This window comes from Micromonospora sp. LA-10, from assembly GCF_051853095.1.
Taxonomy (GTDB): Bacteria; Actinomycetota; Actinomycetes; order Mycobacteriales; family Micromonosporaceae; genus Micromonospora; species Micromonospora echinospora_A.
This window is the reverse complement of sequence record NZ_CP195710.1, coordinates 5,366,098-5,392,155: the sequence shown is the minus strand read 5'-3', so window position 1 is coordinate 5,392,155 and position 26,058 is coordinate 5,366,098. Positions and strand designations below refer to the sequence as shown.

Annotated in this window: 18 protein-coding genes and 2 pseudogenes; 6 read left to right on the top strand and 14 right to left on the bottom strand. The window is 74.1% G+C overall.

Translation table 11 applies throughout. The features are described from left to right. Positions 1–13: 13 nt before the first annotated feature. Together ACSDG8_RS25490 and ACSDG8_RS25485 are read right to left on the bottom strand one after the other, a co-directional pair. A complete protein-coding gene (locus ACSDG8_RS25490; RefSeq protein WP_439427295.1) occupies positions 14–3,094 on the bottom strand; it encodes a helix-turn-helix transcriptional regulator in 3,081 nt (1,026 codons plus the stop codon). Then, a complete protein-coding gene (locus ACSDG8_RS25485) occupies positions 3,091–3,261 on the bottom strand; it encodes a hypothetical protein (RefSeq protein ID WP_174537813.1) in 171 nt (56 codons plus the stop codon). Before ACSDG8_RS25485 ends, ACSDG8_RS25490 begins: the two co-directional genes overlap by 4 nt. A gap of 217 nt (positions 3,262–3,478) precedes the next feature. Here ACSDG8_RS25485 and ACSDG8_RS25480 point away from each other — a divergent pair, with 217 nt between their 5' ends. After that, a complete protein-coding gene (locus ACSDG8_RS25480) occupies positions 3,479–4,168 on the top strand; it encodes a DUF4191 domain-containing protein (RefSeq protein ID WP_210897200.1) in 690 nt (229 codons plus the stop codon). A 60-nt stretch (positions 4,169–4,228) separates the two neighbouring features. Here the strand turns inward: ACSDG8_RS25480 and ACSDG8_RS25475 are convergent, their stop codons facing one another. After that, complete coding sequence (locus ACSDG8_RS25475) at positions 4,229–4,639, bottom strand: RDD family protein (RefSeq protein ID WP_256440906.1); 411 nt, start codon at positions 4,637–4,639, stop codon at positions 4,229–4,231. Between the two features lie 174 nt (positions 4,640–4,813). Here ACSDG8_RS25475 and glnA (ACSDG8_RS25470) point away from each other — a divergent pair, with 174 nt between their 5' ends. Further along, positions 4,814–6,238, top strand: a complete 1,425-nt coding sequence (gene glnA / locus ACSDG8_RS25470; RefSeq protein WP_043329312.1) for a type I glutamate--ammonia ligase — start codon at positions 4,814–4,816, stop codon at positions 6,236–6,238. Between the two features lie 58 nt (positions 6,239–6,296). Here glnA (ACSDG8_RS25470) and mptB (ACSDG8_RS25465) read toward each other — a convergent pair whose 3' ends face one another. Continuing rightward, on the bottom strand, positions 6,297–7,784 hold the full coding sequence (gene mptB, locus ACSDG8_RS25465; RefSeq protein ID WP_210897202.1) for a polyprenol phosphomannose-dependent alpha 1,6 mannosyltransferase MptB: 1,488 nt from the start codon (positions 7,782–7,784) through the stop codon (positions 6,297–6,299). 11 nt (positions 7,785–7,795) lie between these two features. Next, entirely contained in the window at positions 7,796–9,199 is a 1,404-nt protein-coding gene (gene mptB / locus ACSDG8_RS25460; protein ID WP_307871199.1) for a polyprenol phosphomannose-dependent alpha 1,6 mannosyltransferase MptB, read from the bottom strand. 45 nt (positions 9,200–9,244) lie between these two features. Here mptB (ACSDG8_RS25460) and ACSDG8_RS25455 point away from each other — a divergent pair. Together ACSDG8_RS25455 and ACSDG8_RS25450 are read left to right on the top strand one after the other, a co-directional pair. Then, positions 9,245–10,168 (top strand): annotated as a pseudogene (locus tag ACSDG8_RS25455) (hypothetical protein); the annotation flags it as partial. 96 nt (positions 10,169–10,264) lie between these two features. After that, positions 10,265–10,939, top strand: a pseudogene (locus ACSDG8_RS25450) (hypothetical protein); the annotation flags it as partial. Positions 10,940–11,079: 140 nt separating this feature from the next. On the opposite strand, the gene ACSDG8_RS25445 reads toward ACSDG8_RS25450, so the two are convergent. After that, on the bottom strand, positions 11,080–14,103 hold the full coding sequence (locus tag ACSDG8_RS25445) for a bifunctional [glutamine synthetase] adenylyltransferase/[glutamine synthetase]-adenylyl-L-tyrosine phosphorylase (RefSeq protein WP_439427294.1): 3,024 nt from the start codon (positions 14,101–14,103) through the stop codon (positions 11,080–11,082). Between the two features lie 3 nt (positions 14,104–14,106). Then, positions 14,107–14,874, bottom strand: coding sequence for a type 1 glutamine amidotransferase (locus ACSDG8_RS25440; protein ID WP_073831540.1), 768 nt, complete (start codon positions 14,872–14,874; stop codon positions 14,107–14,109). A 113-nt stretch (positions 14,875–14,987) separates the two neighbouring features. Here ACSDG8_RS25440 and ACSDG8_RS25435 point away from each other — a divergent pair, with 113 nt between their 5' ends. Next, on the top strand, positions 14,988–15,863 hold the full coding sequence (locus tag ACSDG8_RS25435; protein WP_247679185.1) for a S66 peptidase family protein: 876 nt from the start codon (positions 14,988–14,990) through the stop codon (positions 15,861–15,863). Positions 15,864–15,931: 68 nt separating this feature from the next. On the opposite strand, the gene ACSDG8_RS25430 is transcribed toward ACSDG8_RS25435, so the two are convergent. Then, a complete protein-coding gene (locus tag ACSDG8_RS25430; protein ID WP_439427293.1) occupies positions 15,932–16,837 on the bottom strand; it encodes a Vgb family protein in 906 nt (301 codons plus the stop codon). Between the two features lie 180 nt (positions 16,838–17,017). On the opposite strand from ACSDG8_RS25430, the gene ACSDG8_RS25425 reads away from it, so the two are divergent. Then, positions 17,018–17,518, top strand: a complete 501-nt coding sequence (locus tag ACSDG8_RS25425) for a hypothetical protein (RefSeq protein ID WP_184687040.1) — start codon at positions 17,018–17,020, stop codon at positions 17,516–17,518. 171 nt (positions 17,519–17,689) lie between these two features. Here ACSDG8_RS25425 and ACSDG8_RS25420 read toward each other — a convergent pair whose 3' ends face one another. From ACSDG8_RS25420 to glnA (ACSDG8_RS25395), 6 genes are all read right to left on the bottom strand, one after another. Continuing rightward, positions 17,690–19,048 carry a M28 family peptidase gene (locus ACSDG8_RS25420; protein ID WP_439427292.1) on the bottom strand — a complete coding sequence of 453 codons (1,359 nt, stop codon included), beginning with the start codon at positions 19,046–19,048 and terminating at the stop codon, positions 17,690–17,692. 469 nt (positions 19,049–19,517) lie between these two features. Continuing rightward, a complete protein-coding gene (locus tag ACSDG8_RS25415) occupies positions 19,518–19,883 on the bottom strand; it encodes a VOC family protein (protein WP_439427291.1) in 366 nt (121 codons plus the stop codon). A 93-nt stretch (positions 19,884–19,976) separates the two neighbouring features. After that, positions 19,977–23,267, bottom strand: coding sequence for an NACHT domain-containing protein (locus ACSDG8_RS25410; protein ID WP_210897218.1), 3,291 nt, complete (start codon positions 23,265–23,267; stop codon positions 19,977–19,979). A 68-nt stretch (positions 23,268–23,335) separates the two neighbouring features. Next, on the bottom strand, positions 23,336–24,028 hold the full coding sequence (locus ACSDG8_RS25405; RefSeq protein WP_210897220.1) for a helix-turn-helix transcriptional regulator: 693 nt from the start codon (positions 24,026–24,028) through the stop codon (positions 23,336–23,338). A 32-nt stretch (positions 24,029–24,060) separates the two neighbouring features. Beyond that, the gene (locus ACSDG8_RS25400) at positions 24,061–24,486 is read right to left on the bottom strand and encodes a DUF350 domain-containing protein (RefSeq protein ID WP_210897222.1); all 426 of its coding nucleotides are present in this window, start codon (positions 24,484–24,486) and stop codon (positions 24,061–24,063) included. A gap of 76 nt (positions 24,487–24,562) precedes the next feature. Beyond that, positions 24,563–25,912 carry a type I glutamate--ammonia ligase gene (gene glnA / locus ACSDG8_RS25395; RefSeq protein ID WP_036344036.1) on the bottom strand — a complete coding sequence of 450 codons (1,350 nt, stop codon included), beginning with the start codon at positions 25,910–25,912 and terminating at the stop codon, positions 24,563–24,565. Positions 25,913–26,058 lie beyond the last annotated feature (146 nt).

Sequence of the window (26,058 nt, the reverse complement as noted above, 5' to 3'; positions counted from 1 at the left end):
CCGACGCGGCGCGCTACCGGGCGCGGCGCTGCGCCGGGGCGGGTGGCGGCACGTCGAGCAGCCCGAGGCGATGGGCCAGCGCGGCGGCCTCCACCCGGTTGGTCACGTCCAGCTTGGCGATGATCCGGGACACGTGCACGCTCGCCGTTTTCGGCGAGATGAACAGCCGCTCGGCGATGCGGCTGTTGCTGTGCCCCTCGGCGACCAGTCGCAGCACCTCCCGTTCCCGGCTGGTCAGCAGATCCGGCCCGGGTCGCCCGGTGCCGCGCAGCCCGACCCGGCGGGCCAGCGTCGCCGCCTGCTCGCCCAGCGGGGTCGCGCCCAGGCGGGCGGCCACCTCGACGGTCTCCCGTACCGCGGCGGCCACCTCGTCCCGCTCACCCGCCGCGGCGGCCGCCTCGGCCAGCCCGAGCAGCGCGCGGCCCAGCGGGTACGGCTGCCCGGCCGCCCGCCACGCCGCCACCGCCGCCCGCCACTGCGCGAGCGCCCCGGCGGGGCCGGTGGACGCGAGCCCGGCCAGGACGGCGGTGACGCCTGCCGCGTACGCCTGCTCGGCGGGGTGCCGGGCGGGCAACGCGGCGGCCGCCGTGGACACGTCGGCGGCAAGCGCCGCGTCAGCGGTCAGCGCGGCGGTACGCGCCACCGCGCTGAGCACCGGCCAGCCCTCGCGCGGCAGGTCGGCCAGGTGGGGATCGGCCAGGGCGGCGCGCGCCGCGCGTACCGCCTCCAGCTTGTCGTCGGCGGCGAGCGCGGCCTCGACGCGCAGCTCGTGCAGCGGCAGCCGGTGGTTCGGCCAGAGGTAGGGGCGGCTGAGGAACGCGAGCGCCCGCCCGACGACCTCGTCGGCGGCGGGATGGGCGCGGGCCAGGTGGAGCCCGGCGCGCAGTTGCAGCCAGTGCAGCCCGGAGACGCCGGGCGGGTCGATGCGGGCCGCGTCCGCGCAGGTGGCGTCCGCCTCGTCCCAGCGGCCCAGCGCGATCAGCGCCTCGGCCCGGTTCGACAGCAGGTACGCCCCGATCGAGCGGCTGATGCCGACCCGGCGCGCCTCGGTCACCCCGGCCGCGGCTGCCTGTTCGGACTCGTCGTAGCGGCCCAGCTCGTAGAGCACGTCGGAGAGGAAGACCAGCGCGCTGACCAGGGCCCACGAGTCACCTGCGGCGCGGGCCCGCGCCTCGACCCGGCGCAGCTCGGCCATTCCGCGCTCCGGGGTGCCGTCGAGGCGGTGCAGCAGGGCGATCCGGGTGGGCAGCAGGACCAGGTCGGTGCCGACCTCGGACGCGCCGGCCGCCGCCTCGGCGGCGACCGAGGCGGCCTCCCGCGGGTCGACCTTCATCAGGTGCGACGCGATGTCGGCCAGCACGGCGAAGCGTTCCGCGCCGTCGGGGGCGCCGGCCGCCAGCCGGTACGCCTCGCGCAGCTCGGCCGCGCCGTCGCTCTTGCCGAGCAGCGCGAACAGCCGGCCGCGATGGTCGAGCAGGCGGGCGGCGCGCAGCGGCTCGGCGTCGGAGTCGACCTCGGCGAGCGCGGCCCGGGTGAGCGTGAGCGCCCGGCTGAGGTCACCGGCGGTGACCGCAGCGGTGAGCGTGTCCTCCAGCACCCGCAGGTGGTCCATGCCGAGCCGGTCGGCGGCGTCGGGCACCTGCTCCCACAGTTCCAGGACGCGCTCCAGCAGGCGGCTCTGCTCGGCGTACGCGTACCGTTCGGCGGCCGCCTCGGCGGCGACCCGGGCGGCGGTGAGCGCGCGCGGGTGGTCGTGCGCCGCGTACCAGTGGTGGGCGATCTCGGCCGGGGCGCGTCCGGCGGCGACCAGGTGGGGTTGGGCCTCGATCGCGGCGGCGTACCGGGCGTGCAACCGCGCGTGCTCGCCGGGCAGCAGGTCGTCGTGCACGGCTTCGCGGACGAGCGCGTGCCGGAACTCGTAGTCGCCGTCCGGGTCGGCCACCACGAGCTGCCCGGCGACGGCGGCGCGCAGCGCGTCCTCCAGCTCGGCCTCGGGCAGACCGGCCACCTCGGCGAGGAGCTGATGGGCGAAACGGGTGCCGCCGGCGGCGGCGATCCGCAGCACCCGCTGGGCCGGCTCGGGCAGCCGGTCGACGCGGGCCAGCAGCAGGTCGCGCAGCGTCTCCGGGATGGCGGCGCAGCCGACCGGGCCACCGGCGGCGGCCAGCTCCTCGATGAAGAACGGGTTGCCCTGGGTGCGTTCGTGCACGTCGTCAACGGTCCGGGCGTACTGCTCGATGCCGAGCAGGTCGGCGAGCACGGCGGCGGTGCCGTCGCGGTCGAGGCGGCCCAGCTCGATCCGGTCCACGCCGCGGACCCGGTCCAGCTCGGCGAGGAACGGCCGCAGCGGGTGGCCGCGGTGCAGCTCGTCGGTGCGGTACGTGCAGACCACCAGCAGGCGGGTGGCCCGGGCGGCCCGCACCAGGAAGCCGATCAGGTCGCGGGTGGAACGGTCGGCCCAGTGCAGGTCCTCGATCACCAGCACCAGCGGGCGTTCCTCGGCGATCCGCCGGAACAGGTCGGCGACCAGGTCGAACAGGTAGCCGCGCGGGGTGTCGGCGAGGGCCGGCCCGGCGGGCGCGGCGGCCCCGGCGGGCATCCGAGCAAGCTCCGGCAGCAGCCGGGCGAACTCCGCCTCGTAGCCGGCGAAGGCGGCCGGCCCGTCGTGGCGCAGCACGTCGCGCAGCGCGGCCGCGAACGGGGCGAACGGCAGGCCGGCCTCGCCCAGCTCCAGGCACTGGCCGACCAGCAGCCGCGCCCCGGCAGTGTGGACGTGTGTGCCGAACTCCTCCAGCAGCCGGGTCTTGCCGACGCCGGCCTCGCCGCCCACGAGCACTGTCGTCGGGTCGCCGGACCGGGCCCGGGCCAGCGCGTCGCCGAGCACTGTCAGCTCGCGCCGGCGGCCGACGAGGACGGTGCTGGCGGCGCGTACTGTCACGCCGTCGAGCATGCCACGGACCTGCGACGGCCCGGACGGGCCGATCGGGCGGTGGACGGCCGCCGGCCCGGCCGCCCCCGTGACGGCCGGACCGGCGAACTGCCCCACGGCGCCGGCCGCGCCCACCGACCCGGCGGCGGCCGCCGGTGCGGTCACCGGCGGGCGTCGGTGGTGCGGGCGTGGTGCTGCCGGCGGCTCAGCCAGCCGCGCGGGTGCCGGCGGGGCAGCGACCGGGCCAGCCGGTCCTGCGCCGCGTCGGCCTGCAGCTCGGAGGCGTGGCTGCGGTGGATGCTGAGGATGAACTCCGCGTCGTTGCCGAACATGTCGGATCTCCCTGTGTCGTACGTCTGTCGTCCCTGTCGAGATCCACTTTTCGCGCGAAGGTGCCTCCGGCACATGGGTACGCCGCCTGATCTTTGCCCCCGCCGCCTCCTTACCTGAGGGCCGATGAGGGCCGGCGCGGCCGTAAGGTACTCAGCCCGCGCCGGAAGGGGCGGCCACGGATCAACGTGACGTGCGCCGACCACTAGACTCTGCGGCATGGCAAAGCCCCAGGAGAAGGTCTCGTTCGGCCAGCGGCTGAAGCAGATCGGGATGGTGTTCCGGTTCACCGCCAAGCAGGACAAGTGGTTCGCGCCGCTGACGGCGGCGGCGGTGCTGATCCCGCTCGCGCTCACCGTGGTCGCGGTGATCGCCTGGGGCTGGATCTGGCTGCCGATCGGCATCCTGCTGGCCACGCTGGCGGTGCTGATCGTGCTCAACCTGCGCTCCAACAAGGCGATGATGAACGCCGCGGAGGGGCAGCCGGGCGCGGCGGCGCAGATCATGGAGAGCATGCGCGGCGACTGGCGGGTCACCCCGGCGGTCAGCTCCACCACGCAGATGGACATGGTGCACCTGGTGGTGGGCCGGCAGGGCGTGATCCTGCTGGCCGAGGGGAACCCGCAGCGCGTGCGTGGCCTGCTCGGCCAGGAGAAGCGCCGGTTGGCGAAGGTGATCGGCACGGCTCCGCTGCACGACTACGTGATCGGGCAGGGCGAGGGTGAGCTGCCGGTCCGCAAGCTGCGGATGACGCTGATGCGGCTGCCCCGCGCCCTGTCCCCGAAGGACGTCAATGCCCTCGACAAGCGGCTCAAGGCGCTGACCGCGCGGCCGCAGATGCCCAAGGGCGCGGTCCCGAAGAACATGCGGCCGCCGCGTGGCGCGTTCCGGCAGACCCGGGGTCGCTGACTTCCGGCGTACGCGAGAAGGAGCCGGTCCCGTGCGGGGCCGGCTCCTTCGTCGTGCGGGTCAGCGGCGCGGGACGTCGGTGACGACGGAGCCGGCGAGCCGGTCGTGCAGGCCGCGCCGGTGCTCGTCCATGAGCAGGGCCGGCACGACGAGGGCCAGCAGGAGGCCGCGCAGCAGCCCGCGGAGCAGCCCGATCCGGCCGCCGTCGGCCCAGGCGACGCAGCGCAGCCGGGTCAGGTACATGCCGGGGGTCTGGGCGAACAGGCCGATGAAGAAGCCGTACTCCAGGATCAGCACCAGGACCGGCGGCCAGCCGTCGCGGACCGGGTCGGAGAAGGCCCGGGCGACCATCAGGCACAGCACCCAGTCGATGATCAGGGCGCCGAAGCGGCGGCCGAGGCTGGGCGGGGTGAAGTTGGCGTCGGCCGCGGGCGGCACCGGTGTGGCGGCGGTATCGGTCACAGCGGCCAGGGTAGCGCCGCAGCAACCCCTGACGAAAAATACGACATTCGGCACCAGAGCGTGCCGTAGTGACGCTCCGCAAGCAACGTAACACGGCGGAAACAGACGAGACACGGCCGGGCAACCCCCCGGCCATAGCGTCGCCAGTAGTTAGCTACCGGAGTGGACCTGCCAGGAGGACGTGTGTTCGCCAATTCCGAGGAACTCCTGCGATACCTCGCCAACGAGGACGTGAAGTTCGTCGACGTACGTTTCTGTGACCTGCCCGGCGTGATGCAGCACTTCAACCTGCCGGTCGAGTCGTTCGACGACAGCGTGTTCACCGACGGCCTCGCCTTCGACGGCTCCTCGATCCGCGGGTTCCAGGCCATCCACGAGTCCGACATGCTCCTGCTGCCGGACGTCGCCACCGCCTTCATCGACCCGTTCCGCACGCAGAAGACCCTCGCGCTGAACTTCTTCATCCACGACCCGTTCACCCGCGAGGCCTACTCCCGCGACCCCCGCAACGTCGCCAAGAAGGCCGAGGCCTACCTCGCCGCCAGCGGCATCGCCGACACCGCCTACTTCGGCGCGGAGGCGGAGTTCTACATCTTCGACTCCATCCGCCACGAGACCTCGGCGCACCAGTCGTTCTACTACATCGACTCGATCGAGGGCGCCTGGAACAGCGGCCGGATCGAGGAGGGCGGCAACCGCGGCTACAAGACCGCCTACAAGGGCGGCTACTTCCCGGTGCCGCCGGTGGACCACTACGCCGACCTGCGTGACCGGATCGTGCGGCGCCTCGTCGACGGTGGCTTCACCGTCGAGCGTTCGCACCACGAGGTGGGCACCGCCGGCCAGTCGGAGATCAACTACAAGTTCTCCACGCTGCTGCACGCCGCCGACCAGCTCCAGCTGTTCAAGTACATCGTCAAGAACGAGACCTGGGCCGCGGGCAAGACCGCGACGTTCATGCCCAAGCCGCTCTTCGGTGACAACGGCTCCGGCATGCACACCCACCAGAGCCTGTGGCGCGGCGGCGAGCCGCTGTTCTACGACGAGACCGGCTACGCCGGCCTGTCCGACACCGCCCGCTGGTACATCGGCGGCCTGCTGCACCACGCGCCGTCGCTGCTGGCCTTCACCAACCCGACGGTGAACTCCTACCGCCGCCTGGTGCCGGGCTTCGAGGCGCCGGTCAACCTGGTCTACTCGCAGCGCAACCGCTCCGCGTGCACCCGTATCCCGGTCACCGGCAGCAACCCGAAGGCCAAGCGCGTCGAGTTCCGGGTGCCGGACCCGTCCAGCAACCCGTACCTGGCGTTCTCGGCGATGATGATGGCCGGCCTGGACGGCATCAAGAACAAGATCGAGCCGCCGGCGCCGATCGACAAGGACCTCTACGACCTCCCGCCGGAGGAGTGGGGCGACGTCAAGCAGGTCCCGGGTTCGCTGCCGGAGGTGCTCACCGCGCTCGAGGCCGACCACGACTACCTGCTCGACGGCGGCGTGTTCACGCCGGACCTGATCTCGACCTGGGTCGAGTGGAAGCGGGCCAACGAGGTCGACCCGGTGCGCCTGCGCCCGACCCCGCACGAGTTCGCGATGTACTTCGACTGCTGAGCACGCTCGTCAGCACCGGCCGGGCCGGCTCCGCGATCGCGGAGCCGGCCCGGCCGTTTCAAGCGGCTCGGCGGCGCAGCGCGGCCCGGACGGCGGCCACCGCGACGACCACCACCACCGCCGTCATCAGCACCGCGCCGGGCGCCTTGGTGAACCGGGCGAGGTTGGTCCCGTCGGGCAGGGTGAGCAGCGAGACCGCCGCGCAGGGGGCCACGAACCAGACCTCCCGGGCCAGCGGCACCGCCGCGACCGCGAGCAGCGTCAGCGGCCAGATCGCGTACCAGGGGTGGAACACCGGCGCGAGCAGCACCGTGGCGGCGAGCGCCAGTCCCGCGCCGAGCAGCGCTACCCGCGGCCGGGCCAGAGTCAGCCGGGCGACCCGCTGGCGGGCGTCGTTGAGCCGCCGCAGTGTCGTCCACGCCCGCCACCAGAGCGCCACCAGCAGCCCGGCCAGCAGCGCCAGCGCGACCGTCCGGACCACCGGCACCGCCGCCGGCCGCCGCCCGGCCAGCTCACCGGCGTAGTCGATCACGAAGCCGACGGCTGTCGGCGGTGAGGTCCACTGCTGCGAGTCGCCGCTGTGGCCGAGTCCCCCGATCCAGCCCAGCCCGAGGCCGGTGGCGAGCGAGACGACGAGCAGTGTGCCGAGCACCGACGCGGCCAGTTGCCCGCCGTCGCGCAGCAGCGCCCGCCAGGTGTAGCGGCCCAGCACGGCGGCGAGCGCCGCGAACGGCAGCGCCACCACCGCGACCGCCTTCACCGCCACGGCCAGGCCCAGCAGCACGCCGGCCACCAGCAGCGCGCGCGGCTTGCCCGGGCGGCGGACCAGCACCAGCAGGCCGAGCAGGAGCAGCCCGAGCGCGAGCGCGTCGTTGTGCGCGCCGGCCACCAGGTGGATCCCGACCAGCGGGCAGGCGAGCACCAGCCAGGCGGCCCGGCGCGTGGGCACCCCGGCGGCGCGGGCCAGACCGGGCAGACACAGCGCGGCCAGCAGCACCCCGGCCACCGAGACCAGCCGCAGCGCCACGACCGTCCCGATCAGGCCGCCACCGGCGAGGACGGCGAGCCCGGCCAGCAGCACGAAGAACGGCCCGTACGGCGCCGGGGTGTCCCGCCAGATCGGTGACACCGAGTCGGTCCACGGGCAGCCGGCCGCCGCGACCCCCACCCGGTACGGGCTGAGCCCCTGCGTCCACGTCCAGCCCTGGCAGGCGTACGAGTAGACGTCGCGGCTGCCGATCGGCGGCGCAGCGAGCAGCGGCAGTGACCAGAGCCCGGCCGTCAGGTACGCCCACCGGCCGGACGGCGCGCCCCACCGCAGCGACCACCAGGCGCCGACCAGCAGCAGCGTCCCGGCCAGCCAGCAGCCGAGCGTCAGCGGCCCGTTCGGGGCCGCCCAGATCGCGGCGGGCGTGCTGCGCGGGGGCGGGCCGGGCAGCGCGCCACCGAGCCACCCGGCGGCGGTGAGCAGCACCGCCCCGGCGAGACCGGCGTAGCGGGCGACGGCGGCGGCGATCGGCCGGACCGGACCGTCGACCTCGCTCACCGGCACACTCCTCAGTCCGCGGGAACCGGCTGCCGGCCCGTGCGAGCCGACCGTACCAACCAGACGACCACACCGATCACGAACAGGGTCATCAGCGGCGCACCGGGCATCTTGCTGAACCGGGCCAGCCCGGTGCCGTCGGCGAGCACCAGGAACGACGACACCACAGTGACGATCGAGAACCAGAGCGTGCGGTGCGCGGTGGCGGCGAGCACCGCCAGCGGCCACAGCCAGTACCAGGGGTGGAACAGCGGGGACAGCGCGACGGTGGCGGTGAGCGCCAGCGCGGCGTGCCAGAACGGCTCACCGCGACGGAACGATCGGAACCAGAGCCAGATCAGCACCCCGATCAGCGCGACCATGCCGATCGCCCGGGTCGCCGGCAGCGCGTCGACGTGCACCCCGAACGGCGCCAGCAGATAGCCGACGGTCTGCCCCACCGCCGTCGGCGGCGACGTCCAGGCCACCACCAGGCTGCCCTGCTCCAGCCCGCTGATGAACCCCAGCCCGAGGCCGGAGACGACCGTCACCCCGGCCAGCGCCAGGAGCGACCCGCCGACCACCCACCCGCCGTCGCGGACCAGCGACCTGATCCGGTACGCCCCGACGATGGCGGCGAGCGCGGCGAACGGCATCACGACCAGCGCGGTGACCTTGACGGCGGCGGCCAGTCCGAGCAGCGCCCCACCGGCGAGCAACGGCCAGGGCCGCCCCGGTCGGGCCGCCACCACCGCGAGCCCGGCCACGAGCAGGCCGATCATCAGCGCGTCGTTGTGCGCGCCGGACACCAGGTGCACGGGCACCAGCGGGCTGGCCAGCGCCAGCCACAGCGCCCGCCGCGGCGGCACCCCGCAGCGGCGGGCCAGCACCGGCAGCGCCCACGCGGTGAGCGCCACCCCGGCCACGGCGAGCAGCCGGAACAGCGCGACAGCGCCGAGGAGCGAGCCGGTGGCCTTCACCACCGCGCCGGCGAGCAGCACGAACAGCGGCCCGTACGGCGCCGGGGTGTCCCGCCAGATGTAGGAGATGGTGTCCAGCCAGGGGCAGGGCAGCGCCGACACGCCCTGCTCGTAGGGGTTGATCCCGGCCGAGAAGCTGGCGCCCTGGCAGGCGTACGCGTACACGTCGCGGCTGCCCAGCGGCGGCGCGACGAGCATCGGCAGCAGCCACAGCGCGACGGTCACCAGCACCCAGCGCGACGACGGCACCCGGTCCCGCAGCGACCACCAGGCCCACGCCAGCAGCGCAGTGCCGACCAGCCACAACGCGATGATCAGCGGCCCGTTCGGGCCCTGCCAGATGCTGACCGGAGTGGGACGCAACTCGCCGTCGGGCAGGGCGCCGCCGAGGAACGCGGCCACGGCGAGCAGCACCGAACCCGCCAGGCCGATCCAACGCGAGAGGTGGTGAGACACGCCCGACATGCTGCCAGTACGGTGGTTCGCGATCAGGAGGTGGGCATGCGGGGCGGTCGGGTGGTGGCGGTGTCCGCCGCGTCGGCGCTCGTCCTGGCCGTGCTGTATCTCACCCTGCCGGTCACCGGCTCGGACCTGTCCGCCCAGGTCGCCCGCGCCGACTTCTTCGCCGCGCACCCGTCCGCCCTGGTCGACCTGCGCTGGTACGGCGGCGTGCACCCGTGGGGCTACAGCCTCGTCTCGCCGCCGCTGATGGCGCTGCTCGGCGTACGCGTCACCGGCGCGCTCGCGCTGCTCGCCTCCGCCACCGCGTTCGCCGCCCTGCTGGTGCGTACCCGGGTGCCCCGCCCGCTGCTGGGCAGCCTCGTCGGGGTGCTGACGATCGCCGGCAACCTGGTCTCCGGCCGGGTCACCTACGCCCTCGGCGTCGCGTTCGGCCTGGCCGCGCTGCTGGCGCTCACCGGCCCTGCCCGCCGCGCCGCTGCCGACCCGGCCGGTGCTGCCCGTGGAGCCGGTGTCGCTGCCGGTCCTGCCGCCGCCACGCCGGCCGGCCCCGTCGGCATCGGTGCGGGCCGGAGCGTCTGGGCGGCCGTCGCCGCCGCGCTGCTCGCCTCCGCGGCCAGCCCGGTGGCCGGGCTGTTCGTCGGCCTCGTCGGCGTCGCGCTGCTGCTGACTCGCCGGTACGCCGACGGCCTGCTGCTCGCCGTACCCGCGGCCGGGCCGCTCGCGGTGACCGGGCTGCTGTTCGGCGAGGGCGGCTGGATGAACATCAGCCGCACCGACACCCTGCACGCCGTGGTGACGAGCCTGCTGGTCGCGGCGCTCGTGGCGTACCGGCCGGTGCGGGTGGGCGCGCTGCTGTCCGCGGCCGGGGTGCTGGCGTCGGCGTTGCTACCCACCCCGGTCGGGCTGAACGCCACCCGCCTGGTGGTGATGTTCGCGCTGCCGCTGCTGGCCGCCGCGGCGACGCCACCCGCATGGCTCACTGCGGCTCGCCTCGGAGCCCGACTCGGCGCGGATCGACTCGGCGCGGGTCGGTCCCGTCGGGCTCTCGACGCGGTCGGGCTGGCCGCCCTGCTCGCTGTCGTCTGCTGGTGGCAGCCGCCGGTGGTCACCGCCGACCTGCGCAGCGCCGACGATCCGACGGCCGACCCGGCGTACTTCGCTCCGCTGCGCGCGGAACTGGCCCGGCGCGGGCTCACCGGACGGGTGGAGGTGCCGCCGACCCGCAACTACTGGGAGGCGGCCCGCATGGGCGAGGTGCCGCTGGCCCGGGGCTGGCTACGCCAGGCCGACATCGACCGCAATCCGCTGTTCTTCACCACGGTGCCCGGCGCGGACGGCACCGGCATTCCGTTGACGCCCGTCACCTACAGGGACTGGCTGGCCGACAACGCGGTGCAGTACGTGGCGGTGCCCGACGCCGAGTTCTCCTGGGTGGGTCGTTCCGAGGCGAAGCTGGTGGAGTCGGGTCAGCCGTACCTGACCGAGGTCTGGTCGGATCGGCACTGGAAGCTGTACGCGGTGGCCGATCCCACCCCGCTGGTCGGGGCGCCGGGTGAGCTGGTCCGCCAGGACGGCGCCTCGATCACGTTCCGCGCCCCCGCCCCCGGGCCGATCCCGATCCGGGTCCGCCACGACCGCTGGCTCACCGCCTCCAACGGCGCCACAGTCACCCCCGAGGGCAAGTGGACCACCGTAACGGTCCCCCAAGCCGGCACCTACACCCTCAAAAGCTGACCCACCCGGCCCCGGCCCCTGCCCGGCGATCTTGCAGTTGCGGCCCCTCGGAGGCCGGATAAGCCCCTTTTGCCGGGCGGCAAGTGCAAGATCGACGCCGAGGGACGAGGCCGAGGACCGGGGCGAGGGCGGGGCGGGGTTTAGAGGGGGGACTCCAGGATGCGCTGGACGACTGTGCGGGAGTGGCGGCCCGTTCGCAGGTACTCGTCGAGGAACTCGCCCTGGTCCTCGCGCCCCAGCAGCCGCACCACCCCGGCCAGCTCCACCCCGTGCCGGGGCAGCTGGTCGCCGGCCCGGCCGCGTACCAGCATCAGCGCGTCACGCACCTCGGCGGCGAGCGTCCAGCCGGCGGCCAGCTCGGCGGCGTCGGTGGCGTCGAGCAGCCCGGCGTCGCGGGCGGCGGTCAAAGCGTCGAGCGTACGGGTGCCGCGCAGCTCGGGTATCCGGCCGGCGTACCGGAGCTGGAGCAGCTGCACGGCCCACTCGACGTCGGCGAGCCCGCCCCGGCCCAGCTTGGTGTGGGTGGCCGGGTCGGCGCCCCGGGGCAGCCGCTCGGTCTCGACCCGCGCCTTGATCCGGCGGATCTCGATGACCTGTTCGCGGGTCAGCCCGTCGGCCGGGTAGCGCACCGGCTCGATCATCGCCTCGAACTCGGCGCCCAGGTCGGCGTCGCCGCAGACGAACCGGGCCCGCAGCAGCGCCTGCGCCTCCCACACCCGCGACCAGCGCGCGTAGTACTGGGCGTACGCGGCGATGCTGCGCACCAGCGGGCCCTGCCGGCCCTCGGGTCGCAGGTCGGCGTCGACGCCGAGCGGCGGGTCGGGGGCGGGCGCGGACAGCAGCCGGCGCAGCTCCTCGGCGACGGCGTGCGCCGCCGCGCTCGCGGTGCTCTCGTCCACGCCCGACGGCGGGTCGTAGACGAACAGCACGTCGGCGTCGGAGAGGTAGTTGGACTCGTACCCGCCGAGCCGGCCCATGCCGATCACTGCGAAGCGCAGCCCGGGCGGTCCGGGATGGACGGTACGGGCGGCGCGCAGCGCGGCGGCGAGCGTGGCGTCGGTGACGTGGGACAGCGCGGTGCCCACAGCTGTCACGTCGACCACTGTGGGCCGGCGTTCCCCGCCGCCGACCGGGCGCGGGGTGAGCGGGGCCAGCGAGCCGGCGCGGCTGAGCACGTCGGCGGCGGCGATCCGGACCAGTTCCCGGCGGCGCAGCGCGCGGACCGCCCGGATCGCCTCGACCGGGTCGTCGTGCCGGGCGGCGGCGGCGGCGAACCCGTCGACGAGCGTCTCCCGCGGGCGCGGGGTCAGTTCGCTGTCCTCGGCGAGCAGCCGCAGCGCCTCCGGCTCGCGGGACAGCATGTCGGCGGCGTAGCGGGAGGAGGAGAGCACCCGGGCCAGGCGGCGTGCCACCGGGCCGGAGTCGCGCAGCAGGCGCAGGTACCACGGGGTGCTGCCGAGCTTGTCGGAGACCTGCCGGTAGTTGAGCAGCCCGCGGTCCGGCTCGGGGGCGTCGGCGAACTCGTCGAGCAGCACCGGCAGCAGCGTGCGCTGGATCGCGGCGGTACGGCTGACTCCGCCGGTGAGCGCCTGGAGGTGCCGCAGCGCGCCGGCCGGGTCGGCGAAGCCGAGCACCTCCAGCCGGTGCCGGGCCGCCTCGGGTGTGAGGCGCAGCCCTTCGGCCGGTACCCGGGCCACGGCTTCCAGCAGCGGCCGGTAGAGCAGTTTGGCGTGCAGCCGGCGTACCTCGGTGGCGTGGGTGACCCACTCGGCGCGGAACTCCTCGACGGCGCTGCGGCCCGGTGTGGCGGCGTAGCCGAGCGCGGCGGCGAGCCAGCGCAGCGCGGCCGGTTCGGTCGGCACGGTGTGGGTGCGGCGCAGCGCCTGGAGCTGGAGCCGGTGCTCGACGGCGCGCAGGAAGCGGTAGCCGCGCAGCAGCGCCTCCCCGTCGGCGCGGCCCACGTAGCCGCCGGCGACGAGCGCGCGCAGCGCCGGTACGGTGCCCGGCACGCGCAGCGACTCGTCGCCGCGGCCGTGCACGAGCTGGAGCAGCTGGACGGCGAACTCGATGTCGCGCAGCCCGCCCGGACCGCGCTTGATCTCGCGTTCCAGCTCCTTCGGCGGCACGTTGTCGAGGATCTTGCGGCGCATGGACCGGACGTCCTCGACCGCCTCGGGGCGTTCGGCGGCGGTCCACACGAGCGGAGCGAGGGCCTCGATCCACTCCCGGGCCAGTTCCAGGTCACCGGCGGCCGGGCGGGCCTTGAGCAGCGCCTGGAACTCCCAGGTGCGGGCCCAGCGCTTGTAGTACGCGAGGTGGCTGGCGAGCGTGCGGACCAGCGGCCCCCGGTTGCCCTCGGGTCGCAGCGCCGCGTCGACCGGCCAGGCCACCAGGCCGCAGATCTGGATCAGCCGGGTGGCGATCTGGGTGGCGGCGGGCAGGTCGTCGTCGGTCGCGGAGACGAAGATGACGTCGACGTCGGAGACGTAGTTGAGCTCGTCGCCGCCGCACTTGCCCATCGCCACCACGGCGAGGCGGGGGCGCGGCGTGCCCTCGGGTAGCTCGGCGGCGGCGATGTCGTAGGCGGCGGCGAGCGTGGCGTCGGCCAGCCCGGACAGCGCCGCCATGGTCTGTTCCAGGCCGCGCCCGCCGGTCAGGTCGGCCGCCGCGATCCGCAGCAGCGCCAGCCGGTACGCCTGCCGCAGCAGCGGGACCGCGCCGGTCATGCTGGTGAGCCGGGCTGCCACGCTCAGGTCGAGCCGGCCGTCGGCGGTGGGGGCGAGCCCGTCCGGTTCGGTGGCCAGCACCGCCCACTGCCCGGGGTTGGCCACCAGGTGGTCGCCGAGCGCGGACGAGGCGCCGAGCACCGCGATCAGCCGGCGGCGCAGCCCCGGGTCGGCGGCCAGCGCGTCGCGTACGGCCACCTCGTCGCCGGAGCGCCGCTCGGACTCGACCATCCGGTGCAGCTGACGCAGGGCCAGGTCCGGGTCGGCGGCGTGGGACAGCGCGGCGAGCAGTTCGGCGGCGCGTTCGTCGGCCGGCTCCTGCGTGTCGGGCCGCCACAGGGCGAGCCCGTCCGGGCCGAGCAGGTCGGCGGCGCGCGTGGCGCCGTCACCCTCGGCGAACCCGTAGCGGGCCAGGCGCCCGCGGGCCGGCCGGGTCACCGGTCAGGCCCCGAGCAGCGGCAGGCTGCGGCGTGGGTTGTCGTCGCCCAGCTCGCCGAGCGCGAGCGCGGCGAACCGGATCGCGAACGGCTGCCACGCCTCCTCGACGTCGGCCATCACCCGGTCGCAGGCGGCCACCACCAGCTCCGGGTCGTAGTCCAGCTCGGCCAGCACCGCCGAGTCGCGGGACCACTCGGCGATCATCGCGGTGTCGCACTCGATGTGGAACTGAAGGCCCCAGGCCCGGTCGCCGAGGCGGAACGCCTGGTGCGGGTAGCGGGTGGACGCGGCGAGCAGCGTCGCGCCGTGCGGCAGCTCGGTGATCTCGTCGGCGTGCCACTGGAGCACGTCGGGCATCAGCGGCACGTATCGGAACAGCGGATCGTCCTCGGCGGCGTCGCGCCGGCCCACCAGGGCCGGGCCGATCTCCGGCCCGGACGGGCTGCGCTCGACCAGGCCGGCGTGCGCGGTGGCGAGCAGTTGCGCGCCGAGGCAGATCGCGAGCGTGGGCACCCGCTGGCGGACCGCCTTGCGCAACAGCCCTTCCAGCGCGGGGAACCAGGGCGCGCCGGGGGCGCCGTCGGGCCCCGGGTATGCCTGCTGGTCGCCGCCGAGCACCACCAGCGCGGCGTACCCCTCCAGGTCGGCGGGGAGCGCGTCACCGGCGTGCGGACGCAGCACGCGCAGCTCCAGGCCCCCTTCGGTGAGCCACTCCCCCAGGCGGCGGAGGTCGTCGGTCGGGTCGTTCTCGATCACCAGCGCGGTCGCCACGACGTCGAGGCTAACCGGTGCGCCCGACAGGCCATGGTCCGGCAGGCCCTAGGCTCGCGATCGTGCCCGACGACTGCCTGCGCCCACCGGCCCTGCGTCCCGGCGACCCGGTGATGCTGGTGTCCCCGTCCGGACCGACCCGTCCCGAACGGGTGGCCCGTGGCATCGAGCTGCTCACCGGCTGGGGGCTGCGGCCGGTGCCCGCGCCGAACGCGTACGCCCGGCGGGGTTACCTGGCCGGCGACGACGCGCTGCGGGCCGCGGACCTGAACGCGGCGTTCGCCGACCCGGAGATCCGCGGCGTGATCTGCACGCGGGGCGGCTACGGCGCGCAGCGGGTGGTCGACCTGATCGACATGGCGGCGGTACGCCGGGACCCGAAGGTGGTGGCCGGGTTCTCCGACATCACCGCGTTGCAGTTCGCGCTCTGGCGGGGCGCCCGGCTGGCCGGGGTGCACGGCCCGGGGGCCGCGTGGCGGGACGAGCGCACCCCGATCCGCTCGGCGGAGTCGCTGCACACGGCGCTGACCAGCGCCGAGCCGGTGACTGTGGCGGCGGTCGAGGCGGAGGAGACGTACCCGGTGCGGGTGCCCGGCCGGGCCGAGGGCCGGCTGCTCGGCGGCAACCTGTGCCTGATCACCGCGTCGATCGGCACGCCGGACATGCCCGACCTGACCGGGGCGATCCTGCTGGTCGAGGAGGTGCAGGAGCCACCGTACAAGATCGACCGGATGCTCACCCACCTGCGTCGCTGCGGCGCGTTGGACGGGATCGCCGGGGTGGCCGTGGGTCAGTTCACCGAGTGCGCGGACGGCTGGGACACCACCGTCGTGGACGTGCTCACCGACCGCCTGGGCGACCTGGGCGTGCCGGTCCTGGGCGGCCTGCCGATCGGCCACGGCCCCGGCCAGCTGACGGTCCCGGTAGGCACCCCCGCGCTCCTGAACGCCACCACCGGCACCCTGACGGTGACCTCCGCCGTCCGCTGAGACCTCCACCCCGGCGATCATGAAGTTGGCGGCAGTTCAGAGATCCACAACTGCCGCCAACTTCATGATCAACGCGGAGAGGGTGGCGGCGAAGGGGTGAGGTGGGCGACCGCGCCGGACTCCAGGGCGGCCCAGACCGCGCCGTCGGGGGTGACAGTCAGGCCGTGGGGCTCCGACGCGGGGGTGGGCAGATCGTGGGCGGTGTGGTGGCCGTCGGGGTCGATGTGGGCGATGCGGTTGGCGCCCCACTCGGTGAGCCAGCAGCCACCGGCCGGATCCGCGACGATCGCGTGCGGGCGCGCCGCGCGGTCCGGCAGCGGGAACTCGTCGATCCGCCCGTCCGGCGTGATCCGGCCGACCTGCCCGGCGGCGATCTCGACGAACCAGAGCGCGCCGTCGCCGCCGCGGGTGATGCCGACCGGCCCGGCCGCCTCGGTGGGCAGCGGATGCAGCGTCACCGACCCGTCCAGGTCGATCCGGGCGATCGCGTTCGCCTGGTTGAGCGTGAGCCAGAGCGCGTCGTCCGGTCCGGCCGCGAGCATCGACGGGAAGCCCTTGGCCACCGGCAGCCCGAAGGTGGTCACCTCCCCGTCGACGCTCACCCGGCCGACCGTGTCGTCGTTCATGCCGGCGTACCAGAGCGCGCCGTCCGGGCCGGCCGCCAGCCCGCAGGGGCCGCAGCCGGGCGGCAGCGCCACCGAGGCGGTCTCGCCGCCGACGGTGATCCGGCCGAGCCGGTCGTCGCCCGAGCGGGTGTACCAGAGCGCGCCGTCGGGGCCGCCGACGATGATCAGCGGGCGGCTGCCCGGCGGGTCGTCGCGGTAGGTCCGCACCTCGCCGTCGGGACCGAGCCGGGCGACGCCGCCGGAGCCGGCCAGCGTCAGCCAGAGCGCGCCGTCGGACCCGACCGTGATCGAGTACGGGCCGGAGCCCGGCCCGGTGAGCGTGATCTCGCGGATGGCAGGCTGTGTCATCGAGTGGCCTTTCGTCGGGTTTCGCCCAGCCTTCCGGGCGCTCCCCCACCCGGCAACACGAATAAGCCGGGCCTTCCGGGCGGGATTGCCAGCCCGCTGACAGGTTCGCCACGGGTTGCCCTCAGTTCCGGGGATCACTGTCGGTGACGTCATCGCACCACCACCGAACAGGAGAATCGCATGATCCGCACGATGTCGAAGAAGCGCCTGCTGGTCGGCCTGGCCGCCGCCGGAGTGCTCGGCGTCGGGATCGCCGCCCCGACGGTGGCGCTCGCCGACGACAAGAGCCCGAACCCGTCTTCGAGCGCCAGCAGCACCGACCAGGGCGACGACCGCCGCCAGAAGCACGCCGACCGGCAGGCCGAGTTCGCCGAGGCGCTCGCCAAGGAGCTGGGCGTCCCGGCCGACAAGGTCACCGCGGCGCTGGAGAAGCTGCACGAGCAGCGTCAGGGCGACCGCCCGGAGCGGCCCGAGCGGCCCTCGACCGAGGACCGGCAGGCCGCGCTGAAGGAGCGGCTGGACCAGGCCGTCACCGACGGCAAGCTCACCCAGGAGCAGGCCGACGCGGTGCTCAAGGCCGCCGAGGCGGGCGTGTTCCCGGGCGGCCCCGGGCACGACGGCAAGGGCGGCCCGCACGGCGAGCGCGGTGGACACGGCAAGGGCGGCCCGGACGGCAAGTGACCGCACGGCCGCGCCGCTTCCCGCCGGACTAACCTCCTCGTGACCGGCCCCGGCGGGGCCACCGCCCCGCACCAGGTGGCGGGACAGAGGCGCCGCACCGGGGAAGCCCCGGTGCGGCGCCGGTCGCGCCGTCCCGACACCGCAGCCGGTGGCACGGGTACGGCGCGTGGGTCAGCGGGCGGTCGCGTACGCGGCGCAGCCGATCAGTTCGAGTGAGACCTGGAGACGCTCGAGGCTGATGTTCTTGGCGATCGTGTCCTCCGGAGTGTGGTACGGCGGCTCCAGCAGTGCCGGGCTCGTCTCGCCCCGCCAGGAGAAGTTGGCGCTGGCGATGCCGACCTCCTGGAAGGACTGGTGGTCGCTGGAGCCGCGCTGCGTCACCGGCGACATCCGCGGGTCGTAGCCGAGGCGTACACCGGCGGCGGCCACCTCGTCGGTGGCCCGGTTGGACTGGCCGGTGAAGGACAGCAGCCAGTAGAGGGTGGCCGGGTCCCAGCTCGTGGCGACCATGTCGTTCTGGTACACCGCCAGGATGCGGTCCCGCTCGGCCTGCGGGAGCTGTCGCACGTGGTGACGCGAGCCGAGCAGGCCCTGCTCCTCGGAGCCCCACAGCGCGAACCGCAGGGTGGCGTCGACCGGGATCGCCTTCATCACCCGGGCCAGTTCGAGGCAGAGCACGGTGCCGGAACCGTCGTCGTTGGCACCGGGGGCGCCGACAACCGTGTCGTAGTGGGCGCTGACCATGACGACCGGCCCGTTCGCGCCGGACCGCCCGACCCGCTCCGCGATGACGTTGTGGGACGTCAGGTTGCGGTGCGCGGCAGTGGAGACGGTGAGCGTGAGTCGCCCGGTGGCGAGCAGCGCACGCAGCCGCTCCTTCTGCGCCTGGGCGACGCCGACCACCGGGATCGGCACCGGGGCGCCGGCCGAGCCCGGCAGGGTCGGTGAGAACGTGCCGCTGCGCCGGGGCGGCACCCCGTCGGCGGCGAGGAACACCACGGCGGCCGCGCCGCGTTGCAGCGCGGTGGCGACCAGCTGCTCGCGCCGGGCCGCCACGTAGTCGACAAGCACGAACTGGCCGGCCGCGCTTGCCGGGTAGTTCTCGGGAGCACCCGCGCCCACGTCCACCACGTCACCCTGGACGGTGGTGTCCAGCGCGGCCTGCGGGGAGGCGCCGGCCTGCCAGTTCAGGTCGGTGGGCAGCCCGGCCGGCGAGGCGAGCTGAGCGAGGAACTTGTCCGCCACCGCGAACGGCTCCAGCCGGACCTGGTAGCCGAGGCGGTCGAGCTGCTTGGCGATGTAGTCGGCGGCACGCCGCTCCGAGGCGGTCCCGCCGATACGCGGTCCGATCTCCTCGCTGAGGACGCGCAGGTGCGCCAGCGCCCGCTCGGCCGAGACCTGAGCGATGATCTTGCGATCGTCGGACGTCAGCGCCGGCGCCCGACGGGAGCCCGGCCGCTTGTCGTCGGCCGCCCAGGCCGGCGTGGGCAGGGCCACGGTGGCGGCGCCACCGAGAGCGATAGTCAGCATGCGGCGTCGGTTCACAGTGGATCCGGTGATGTCCGTGGCGGGGGAAGAGGGGTAACCGTCGTTGGTCATACGCTTCTCCTGACTGTGCGAGCCGGGCGGTCGTCGGCCGCCCGACTCGGAGGATCTTGAACATAACCCGAGGTCGGGGGCGCATCCAAGATCCTCTCCGGTAATCACCGGACCGGCCGGCGCAGCCGGCTACCGCCCTGACCGATCCGGACATCGACCGGCCTCTTCCCCGCCTCGCCGGCTCGCGCTCACGGCGGCCACGCTCGGCCGGCCGGCGGCGACAGCCGCGTACGCCCGGGTGACCCGGCTACCGCCGACGACGAACGCCCTGTTCGTCCCGCACGGACAGACGGTCCGGGCGGCCGCCGTCGCGACCGCCCGGACCGACGTGGCCCCGGCCCACGGACACCGTCGCGTTCGGACGGACCACCACGGTGTCACCGGCCGACCCGGACCGGGGTCAGCCGCTGGCCGGCGGGGTGAAGACGCCGAGCAGATTGCCCGACGGGTCGCGCAACAGGGCCCGCACCAGACCGGCCGGCGTGGTCACCGGAGCCGTCACCACCGTGCCGCCGGTCGCCTCGGCCCGGCGGCAGATCTCCGCGACGTCCGCCACCTCGGCGTAGAAGATCGCGTAGTTGCCGGTGTCGGTGCCCCGGATCGCGCCGCCGATCCCCCGCGGCCCGCCGGCCACCGTCTGCCGATACGACCTGGCCGGGTCGGTCGGCTCCTCGAAACTCCAGCCGAACAGGCCGGCGTAGAACCGCTGCGCCTCGTCCGGCCGGTCGGAGCCGATCTCGAACCAGGTCACGGGCGTGCTGGACATGCTTCCTCCTGAGGTTCGCGCCGGCGGTCGGCCGGCGTCGTCAGGAATCAGCGTCGAGGACGTCCGCGACAGCGTCCTGTCAGAGTTTCGCGGTCAGACCCGCCGCGCCCTCTCCACCACCGGAACCAGCCGGCGCACCAGATCGGGCCGCCGCTTGCCGTGTCGCCGCTCGAATTCGTCGAGGAACGACACCCCGGTCGGCATCGTCATCACGCCGGTCTCGTGCAGCCGAACGATCACGTCCGCGAAGACCAGGTCCATCCCGAACTCGGGCACCGCCGGGAGTGTCTCCGCCACCGCCTCGACGACCGCGGCGAGCCGCTGGTCGACCCGCCGATTGGCGCCGAGAGCCTGGTAGATGCAGCGCATCATCGCCCAGGCAAGTCTGGTTGAGGTCCGCAGGTCATCCCTCCTGCACGCCGCCTCCACCACCTCGGCCACCAGTTCCGCGGACACCCCGCTGTCTGCGGCCATCCGGTCGAGCAGCAGGCTCAGGAAGGCGGCCCGGTTCCAGGCCGGGAACACGTCGTTGCCACGCTCGGCCAGCGACACACAACCCAGGTACACCCGTCGCCGTTCATCCTGCGTCCCCGGATACAGCGGTAGCAGCCACGCCTCGAGCAAGGCGTGGGCGGCGGACGAGGAGCCGCCCGAGTCCGGCCCGGCGACCAGGGCCAACGCCTTCGGCAGCCGGTCGAACATCGGCTCCAGGGCGCCGACCAGCACCGCGCCGTCGACGTCACAGGCGAGGTGGGCGGTGCGGCGGATCCGGACCAGCAGGTCGGTCGTCAGGCCGGCGAGCGCTCCCTGCTGCACGCCGAACACCCACAGCGGGTCGGCGTCCGGCGGCGCCGCAGTCCCGCTGTCCAGCCGCAGCCGGACATCCCGGTCCAGCCCCGCCTCGAGCCGGTCCAGGGCCAGCACGTCGCTCAGGCTCTGCCACTCCTCCGGTGCAAGCTGGGAGCGCCACAACCCCACCTGGACCCGCCACTCGGCCACCGGGTCGTCTGGAAACAGATACCGTCCGACGGCCTCTCCACCCGCCACCAGGATCAGCAGCAACAGGTTGGCGGTGTAGGCCGCGCAGCGGGCGGACTCCCGCAGGCGACGAGGGCGGTAGCCGTCGAAGTGGCGGCCGCCGGTCGCGTAGGGCGCAGCCCGGAACAACCGCACCAGCAGGTCGGACCAGGCGGCCCGGTCGGAATCGACGCGCAGCCTCTCCTCGATGAAGCCGAGCACGGTGGCCCGGCTGCTGAGCACGGCGTACGAGAGCAGGGCGTGCAGCAGGTCGTCCTCGACCGGTTCACCGGTCAGCGTGAGGCTGGCCGCCCGATGCCGAGCGATCAGGTCGCCGACCGCCTGCGCGGTGAGCCGGGCCACCAGGTATTCGCCGAATGTGGCGTGCAGGAACTCATACGTCTCGTGACGCCGCTCCTCGTCACCGGCGCGGGCGCGGTGGATGAAGAAGAACCGGCCCAGCACCACCTCGGCCGCCGCCAGCGGCGCGCGCAGCCCTTCGTGCCGAACCGACACCGATCCGCCAAACGGCAGCGCGGCCAGGTCGGCGTCCAGTTCGGCGGCGCTCACCCACTGCACGCCCCGGTTGAACATCGCGAAGGCCACCACGGCCAGCCGGCACAACTCCTCCTCGACCGCCCGATCCAGCTCCAGGTCGGGCAGGCCGGCGCGATGCTTGACCACCTCCCGCCGGGCGAAGCGGCGCAGCAGCCGCTCGTACAGGTCACCGCGGCGCAACTCACCGGCCTGGCGCAGATCGTGCCCCTCGGCGTCGTACAGGGCCAGCATCAGCAGCAGCAGCGGCTGCCCGGCGAGTTCCTGGTGAGACAACACCGTGGCCGGGTCGAGCGGCCGGGCACCGGGCGCCCGGAACGCCACGGCGTTGACCCGGTTCCAGGTCCGCACCCAGGCGTCGACACGTGTCGCGTCGAACGGCTCCAGGCGTACGGCTACCGTGCCGGGCGGCGGCTGGGCGCGGTCGGCCACACTGGTCCGGCTGGTCACCAATACCGCCACCGGCCGACCCTGGTCGGCCTCGCGCCGTTGGAAGGCGGCCACCCGCCGCAGGTAGTCGGTCTGGCTGGCGCCGGTGGCCTGCAACAGCTCGTCGAAGCCGTCGAGCAGCACCACCGGCAGCGCGTCGCCGGCGGAGCGGGCCAGCGCCGGCCACTCGACACGTTCGCCGGTGTCCTGCCGCACCGCCTCTTCGATCTGCTCCTGGATGTCGCCGGCCGCGTAGACGTCGCGGAGCACCACCCGGACCACGAGGAAGTCGGCGGCGGGCAGTCGGGCGGCGATGATCCGGGTGAGCACCGACTTGCCCGAGCCGGGTTGCCCGAGCACCAGGAGCGGGGCCCGGACGGCCCTGGGCGAGGTGAAGTGAACGACCAGTGCCTGCCAGAGGTCGTCGCGATCCGACCGGTCACCCCACCAGCTCTCGTCGCCGGGCCGCGCGGCCTGGTCCAGGTCGGCGATCCGGCACAGTGGCGGCACGTACGCCTCGCCCAGCGTCGGCACGGTCAGCCCGGCCGGGACGTCGCCAGAGCTGATGATCGGCCGGGCCAGATCGGCGGCGTACGCGGCGGCGAGGCCGGCCCGCCGACCGCTCGGGGCCGACCCGGTGGAGAGTTCGCTCAGTGCCCGGTGCAGGTCGGTCAAGCCCACCGACAGCCTGCGGACCTCGACCCGGGTGGCCTCGTGCTCGTGTAGGTCGATCCAGAAGGAAACTTCGGGGAAGTCCACGGCGAGCCGGTGCAGCAGGGCCGTATACAGGTCGACGGCGGCGGCGGGAAGGTCGGCGAGGGCCTCTTCGACGACCGGCCAGCTCGCGTCGGAGAGCCTGTCGCCGACCGCCAGTCCGTTCAGAAAGTCGAGGAACGCGCGGGCCTGCCACCCGTACCAGTCGACGAGCGCCGACCGCAGCGCCGGCTGGGACAGGTGCGGACCGGGCGTGGGCGCGGCCGTGTCGAACAGCGCCGCGGTGAGGCCGTCCGCGGCGTGCCGGGCACCGGCCAGCCGCAGTTGGTCGGACCGGTCGAGGGCCAGCTCCTTGAGGTCGAACGGCAGCTTCAGGTCGGCGAGGGCCTCGAAGAACGCGGTCACCGCGATCACCGCGTGCGCGGCCTCCAGCCGCTGCGTCCGCCCGTACCGGGACAGTCCGGAGCGCTTCTCGGACGCCGTGCGCACCAGCTCGTGGCCGAGCCGGACGAACTCCGCCTTGGCATCGAAGATGCCGAGCAGAGCCGGCACCGGCACCGACGCGACCAGCAGCACGCCGCCGGTCAGCTTGTCGAACCAGTCGACGACCTTGCTCTTCTCCCCGCCCAACAGGCGTACGGCGTCGGCGTAGCTGAGCGTGTCGGGCACCGGCGTTCCTCCCCAGGGACGGCAGACCCACCAGGATCGCCGAACCGGGCAAGCCGCGCTGTCGGATTTCAGACCAGGGTGAGCGGGCGTACCCGGTCGACCGGCACGTCGAGGTCGCCGGGACGCCACTCCCGGGTCACCGGCTCGGCCAGCGGGCGCACCGAGCGGATCCGGTCGGTGCGGAAGCAGCGCACACCGTCGCGCAGCCGGCACCAGGCGACCAGGTACCAGTGCACCGAATTGCCCAGGTAGGCCAGCGGCTCCACGTCGCGTACCGAATCGGCGCCGCCGCGGTCGGCGTACCCCAGGCGCAGCACCCGCCCGGCGGCGACCGCGTCGGCGACGACGGCCGGCACGGGCGAGCCCGGCCCGTCACCCACCAGGTGCACCCGGCCGGCGAGCCGGTGCGCCTCGGCCACCGCGGCCGGCGGCATCACCGCGACCAGCTTGCGCAGCGCGGCGCCGGCCGCCGCGGCGAACGGGGAGCCGCCGAGCCGGTGCAGCGCGACAGCCATCGCCACCGCCTCGGCCGGTGACAGGTTGACCGGCGGGAGCGTGCGCGCCCGGTCGACCACGTAGCCGCCGGTGCGGCCCGGCTCGGCCCAGATCGGCACGCCCGCGCCCTGCAAGGCGGAGATGTCCCGCTCGACGGTGCGGGTGCTGACCTCGAAGTGGCGGGCCAGCCAGCTCGCGCTGCGCGGGCGCGGCGACACCGCCCGCAGCTCCTCGACCAGGGCGTAGAGACGGTCGGTGCGGTTCACCCCCGGAAACTAACCCCGGGGTACGACACCGCTCAGGCGATGCAGGCGCAGACGATCAGCGCGGCACCGAAGTGGGTGGCGGCGCTGACCTTCGCGGCCGGGTGCGACTCCTCGGCGGCGATGACGTCGCCCAGCCTGCCCGGGGTGAGCAGGTCCAGCACCAGGAAGGCCAGCGCCATCACCAGCAGGCCGACCAGCCCGAAGACCACCGTGGAGGCGAGCCCCTTGGTGAACGAGCTGTAGCTGGTCAGCACGGCGGTGAAGACGATGCCGGCGATGCCGAGCTGGTTCGCGGCGAGCAGCAGCGCGGCGTTGCCGTTGCGGCGTACCCAGATCAGCTCCCGCAGCTTGCCCGGGGTGAGCAGATCCACGAGCAGGAACCCGGCGGCCATCAGCGCCACCCCGACGATCCCGAACACGATGCTCTGCCACGCCCCGTCGAGCAGGTCTCCCAGCACCAACGCCTCCCCGGCTTCACCCGCCGGCGAGGTGCCGGGCGGTGCCGCAGACGATAGCGGCACCGCGCCAGGTGATCTAGAGAGACAGGTAGCGCTGCCGCTCGTACGGCGTGACCTCGCGGCGGTACTGCTCCCACTCGGCCCGCTTGTTGCGCAGGAAGAAGTCGAAGACGTGCTCGCCGAGCACCTCGGCGACCAGCTCGGAGCCGGCCATCACGTCGATCGCCTCGGCCAGGTTCTCCGGCAGCGCCTCGTAGCCCATGGCGCGGCGCTCCGCGCTGCTGAGCGACCAGACGTCGTCCTCGGCGCCCGGCGGCAGCTCGTACCCCTCCTCGATGCCCTTGAGACCGGCGCCGAGCATCACCGCGAACGCCAGGTAGGGGTTGGTCGCCGAGTCCAGCGAGCGGACCTCGACCCGGGCCGAGTTCGGCTTGCCGTACGCGGGCACCCGCACCAGCGCGGACCGGTTCAGGTGACCCCAGCAGACGTACGCGGGGCTCTCGGTGATCCGGTCCGGCAGCGCCTGCGGGAACAGCCGCTTGTACGAGTTGACCCACTGGTTCGTCACCGCGGTGTACTCCCGCGCGTGGGTGAGCAGCCCGGCGATGAACGACTTGGCGACCTTCGACAGCTTCATCGGGTCACCGGCGTCGTGGAACGCGTTGCGCTCGCCCTCGAACAGCGACAGGTGGGTGTGCATGCCGTTGCCGGGCTGGTCGGTGAACGGCTTCGGCATGAAGCTGGCCTGCACGCCGGTGGAGAGCGCGACCTCCTTCACCACGTGCCGGAAGGTCATGATGTTGTCGGCGGTGGTGAGCGCGTCGGCGTAGCGCAGGTCGATCTCCTGCTGGCCGGGGGCGACCTCGTGGTGGCTGTACTCCACCGAGATGCCGATCCGCTCCAGCGCCAGCACCGCCTGGCGGCGGAAGTCCCGCGCCACGGCGTGCGTGGTGTGCTCGAAGTAGCCGCCGGTGTCCACCGGGATCGGCACCGAGCCGTCCTGCGGGCCGTTCTCCAGCAGGAAGAACTCGATCTCCGGGTGGGTGTAGAACGTGAAGCCCTTGTCGGCGGCCCGGGAGAGCATGCGACGCAGCACGTGCCTCGGGTCGGCCCAGGACGGGCTGCCGTCGGGCAGCGAGATGTCGCAGAACATCCGGGCGCTCTCGCCGCTGACGCCCCCCTCGAACGGGAAGACCTGGAACGTCGTCGGGTCCGGCATGGCGACCATGTCCGACTCGAAGACCCGGGCGAAGCCCTCGATCGCGGAGCCGTCGAAACCGATGCCCTCGTCGAAGGCCGCCTCCAGCTCCGCCGGGGCCACCGAGACGCTCTTGAGCGTGCCGAGCACATCGGTGAACCACAGCCGGACGAAACGGATGTCCCGCTCTTCCAGCGTACGGAGGACGAACTCCTGCTGACGGTCCACTTCCACCCCTCGTTACACGTACGTCCGCGCCGGCGCCGGGGCCGGCTCGGCCTGACCGCCCAGTCTCCACCGGGCTCGTTACGCCGACGTTACGCCCTCCCCCGGCCGGCCGTCCCGCCGTGTCCGCCGCGCTGGGACGTGCGGGG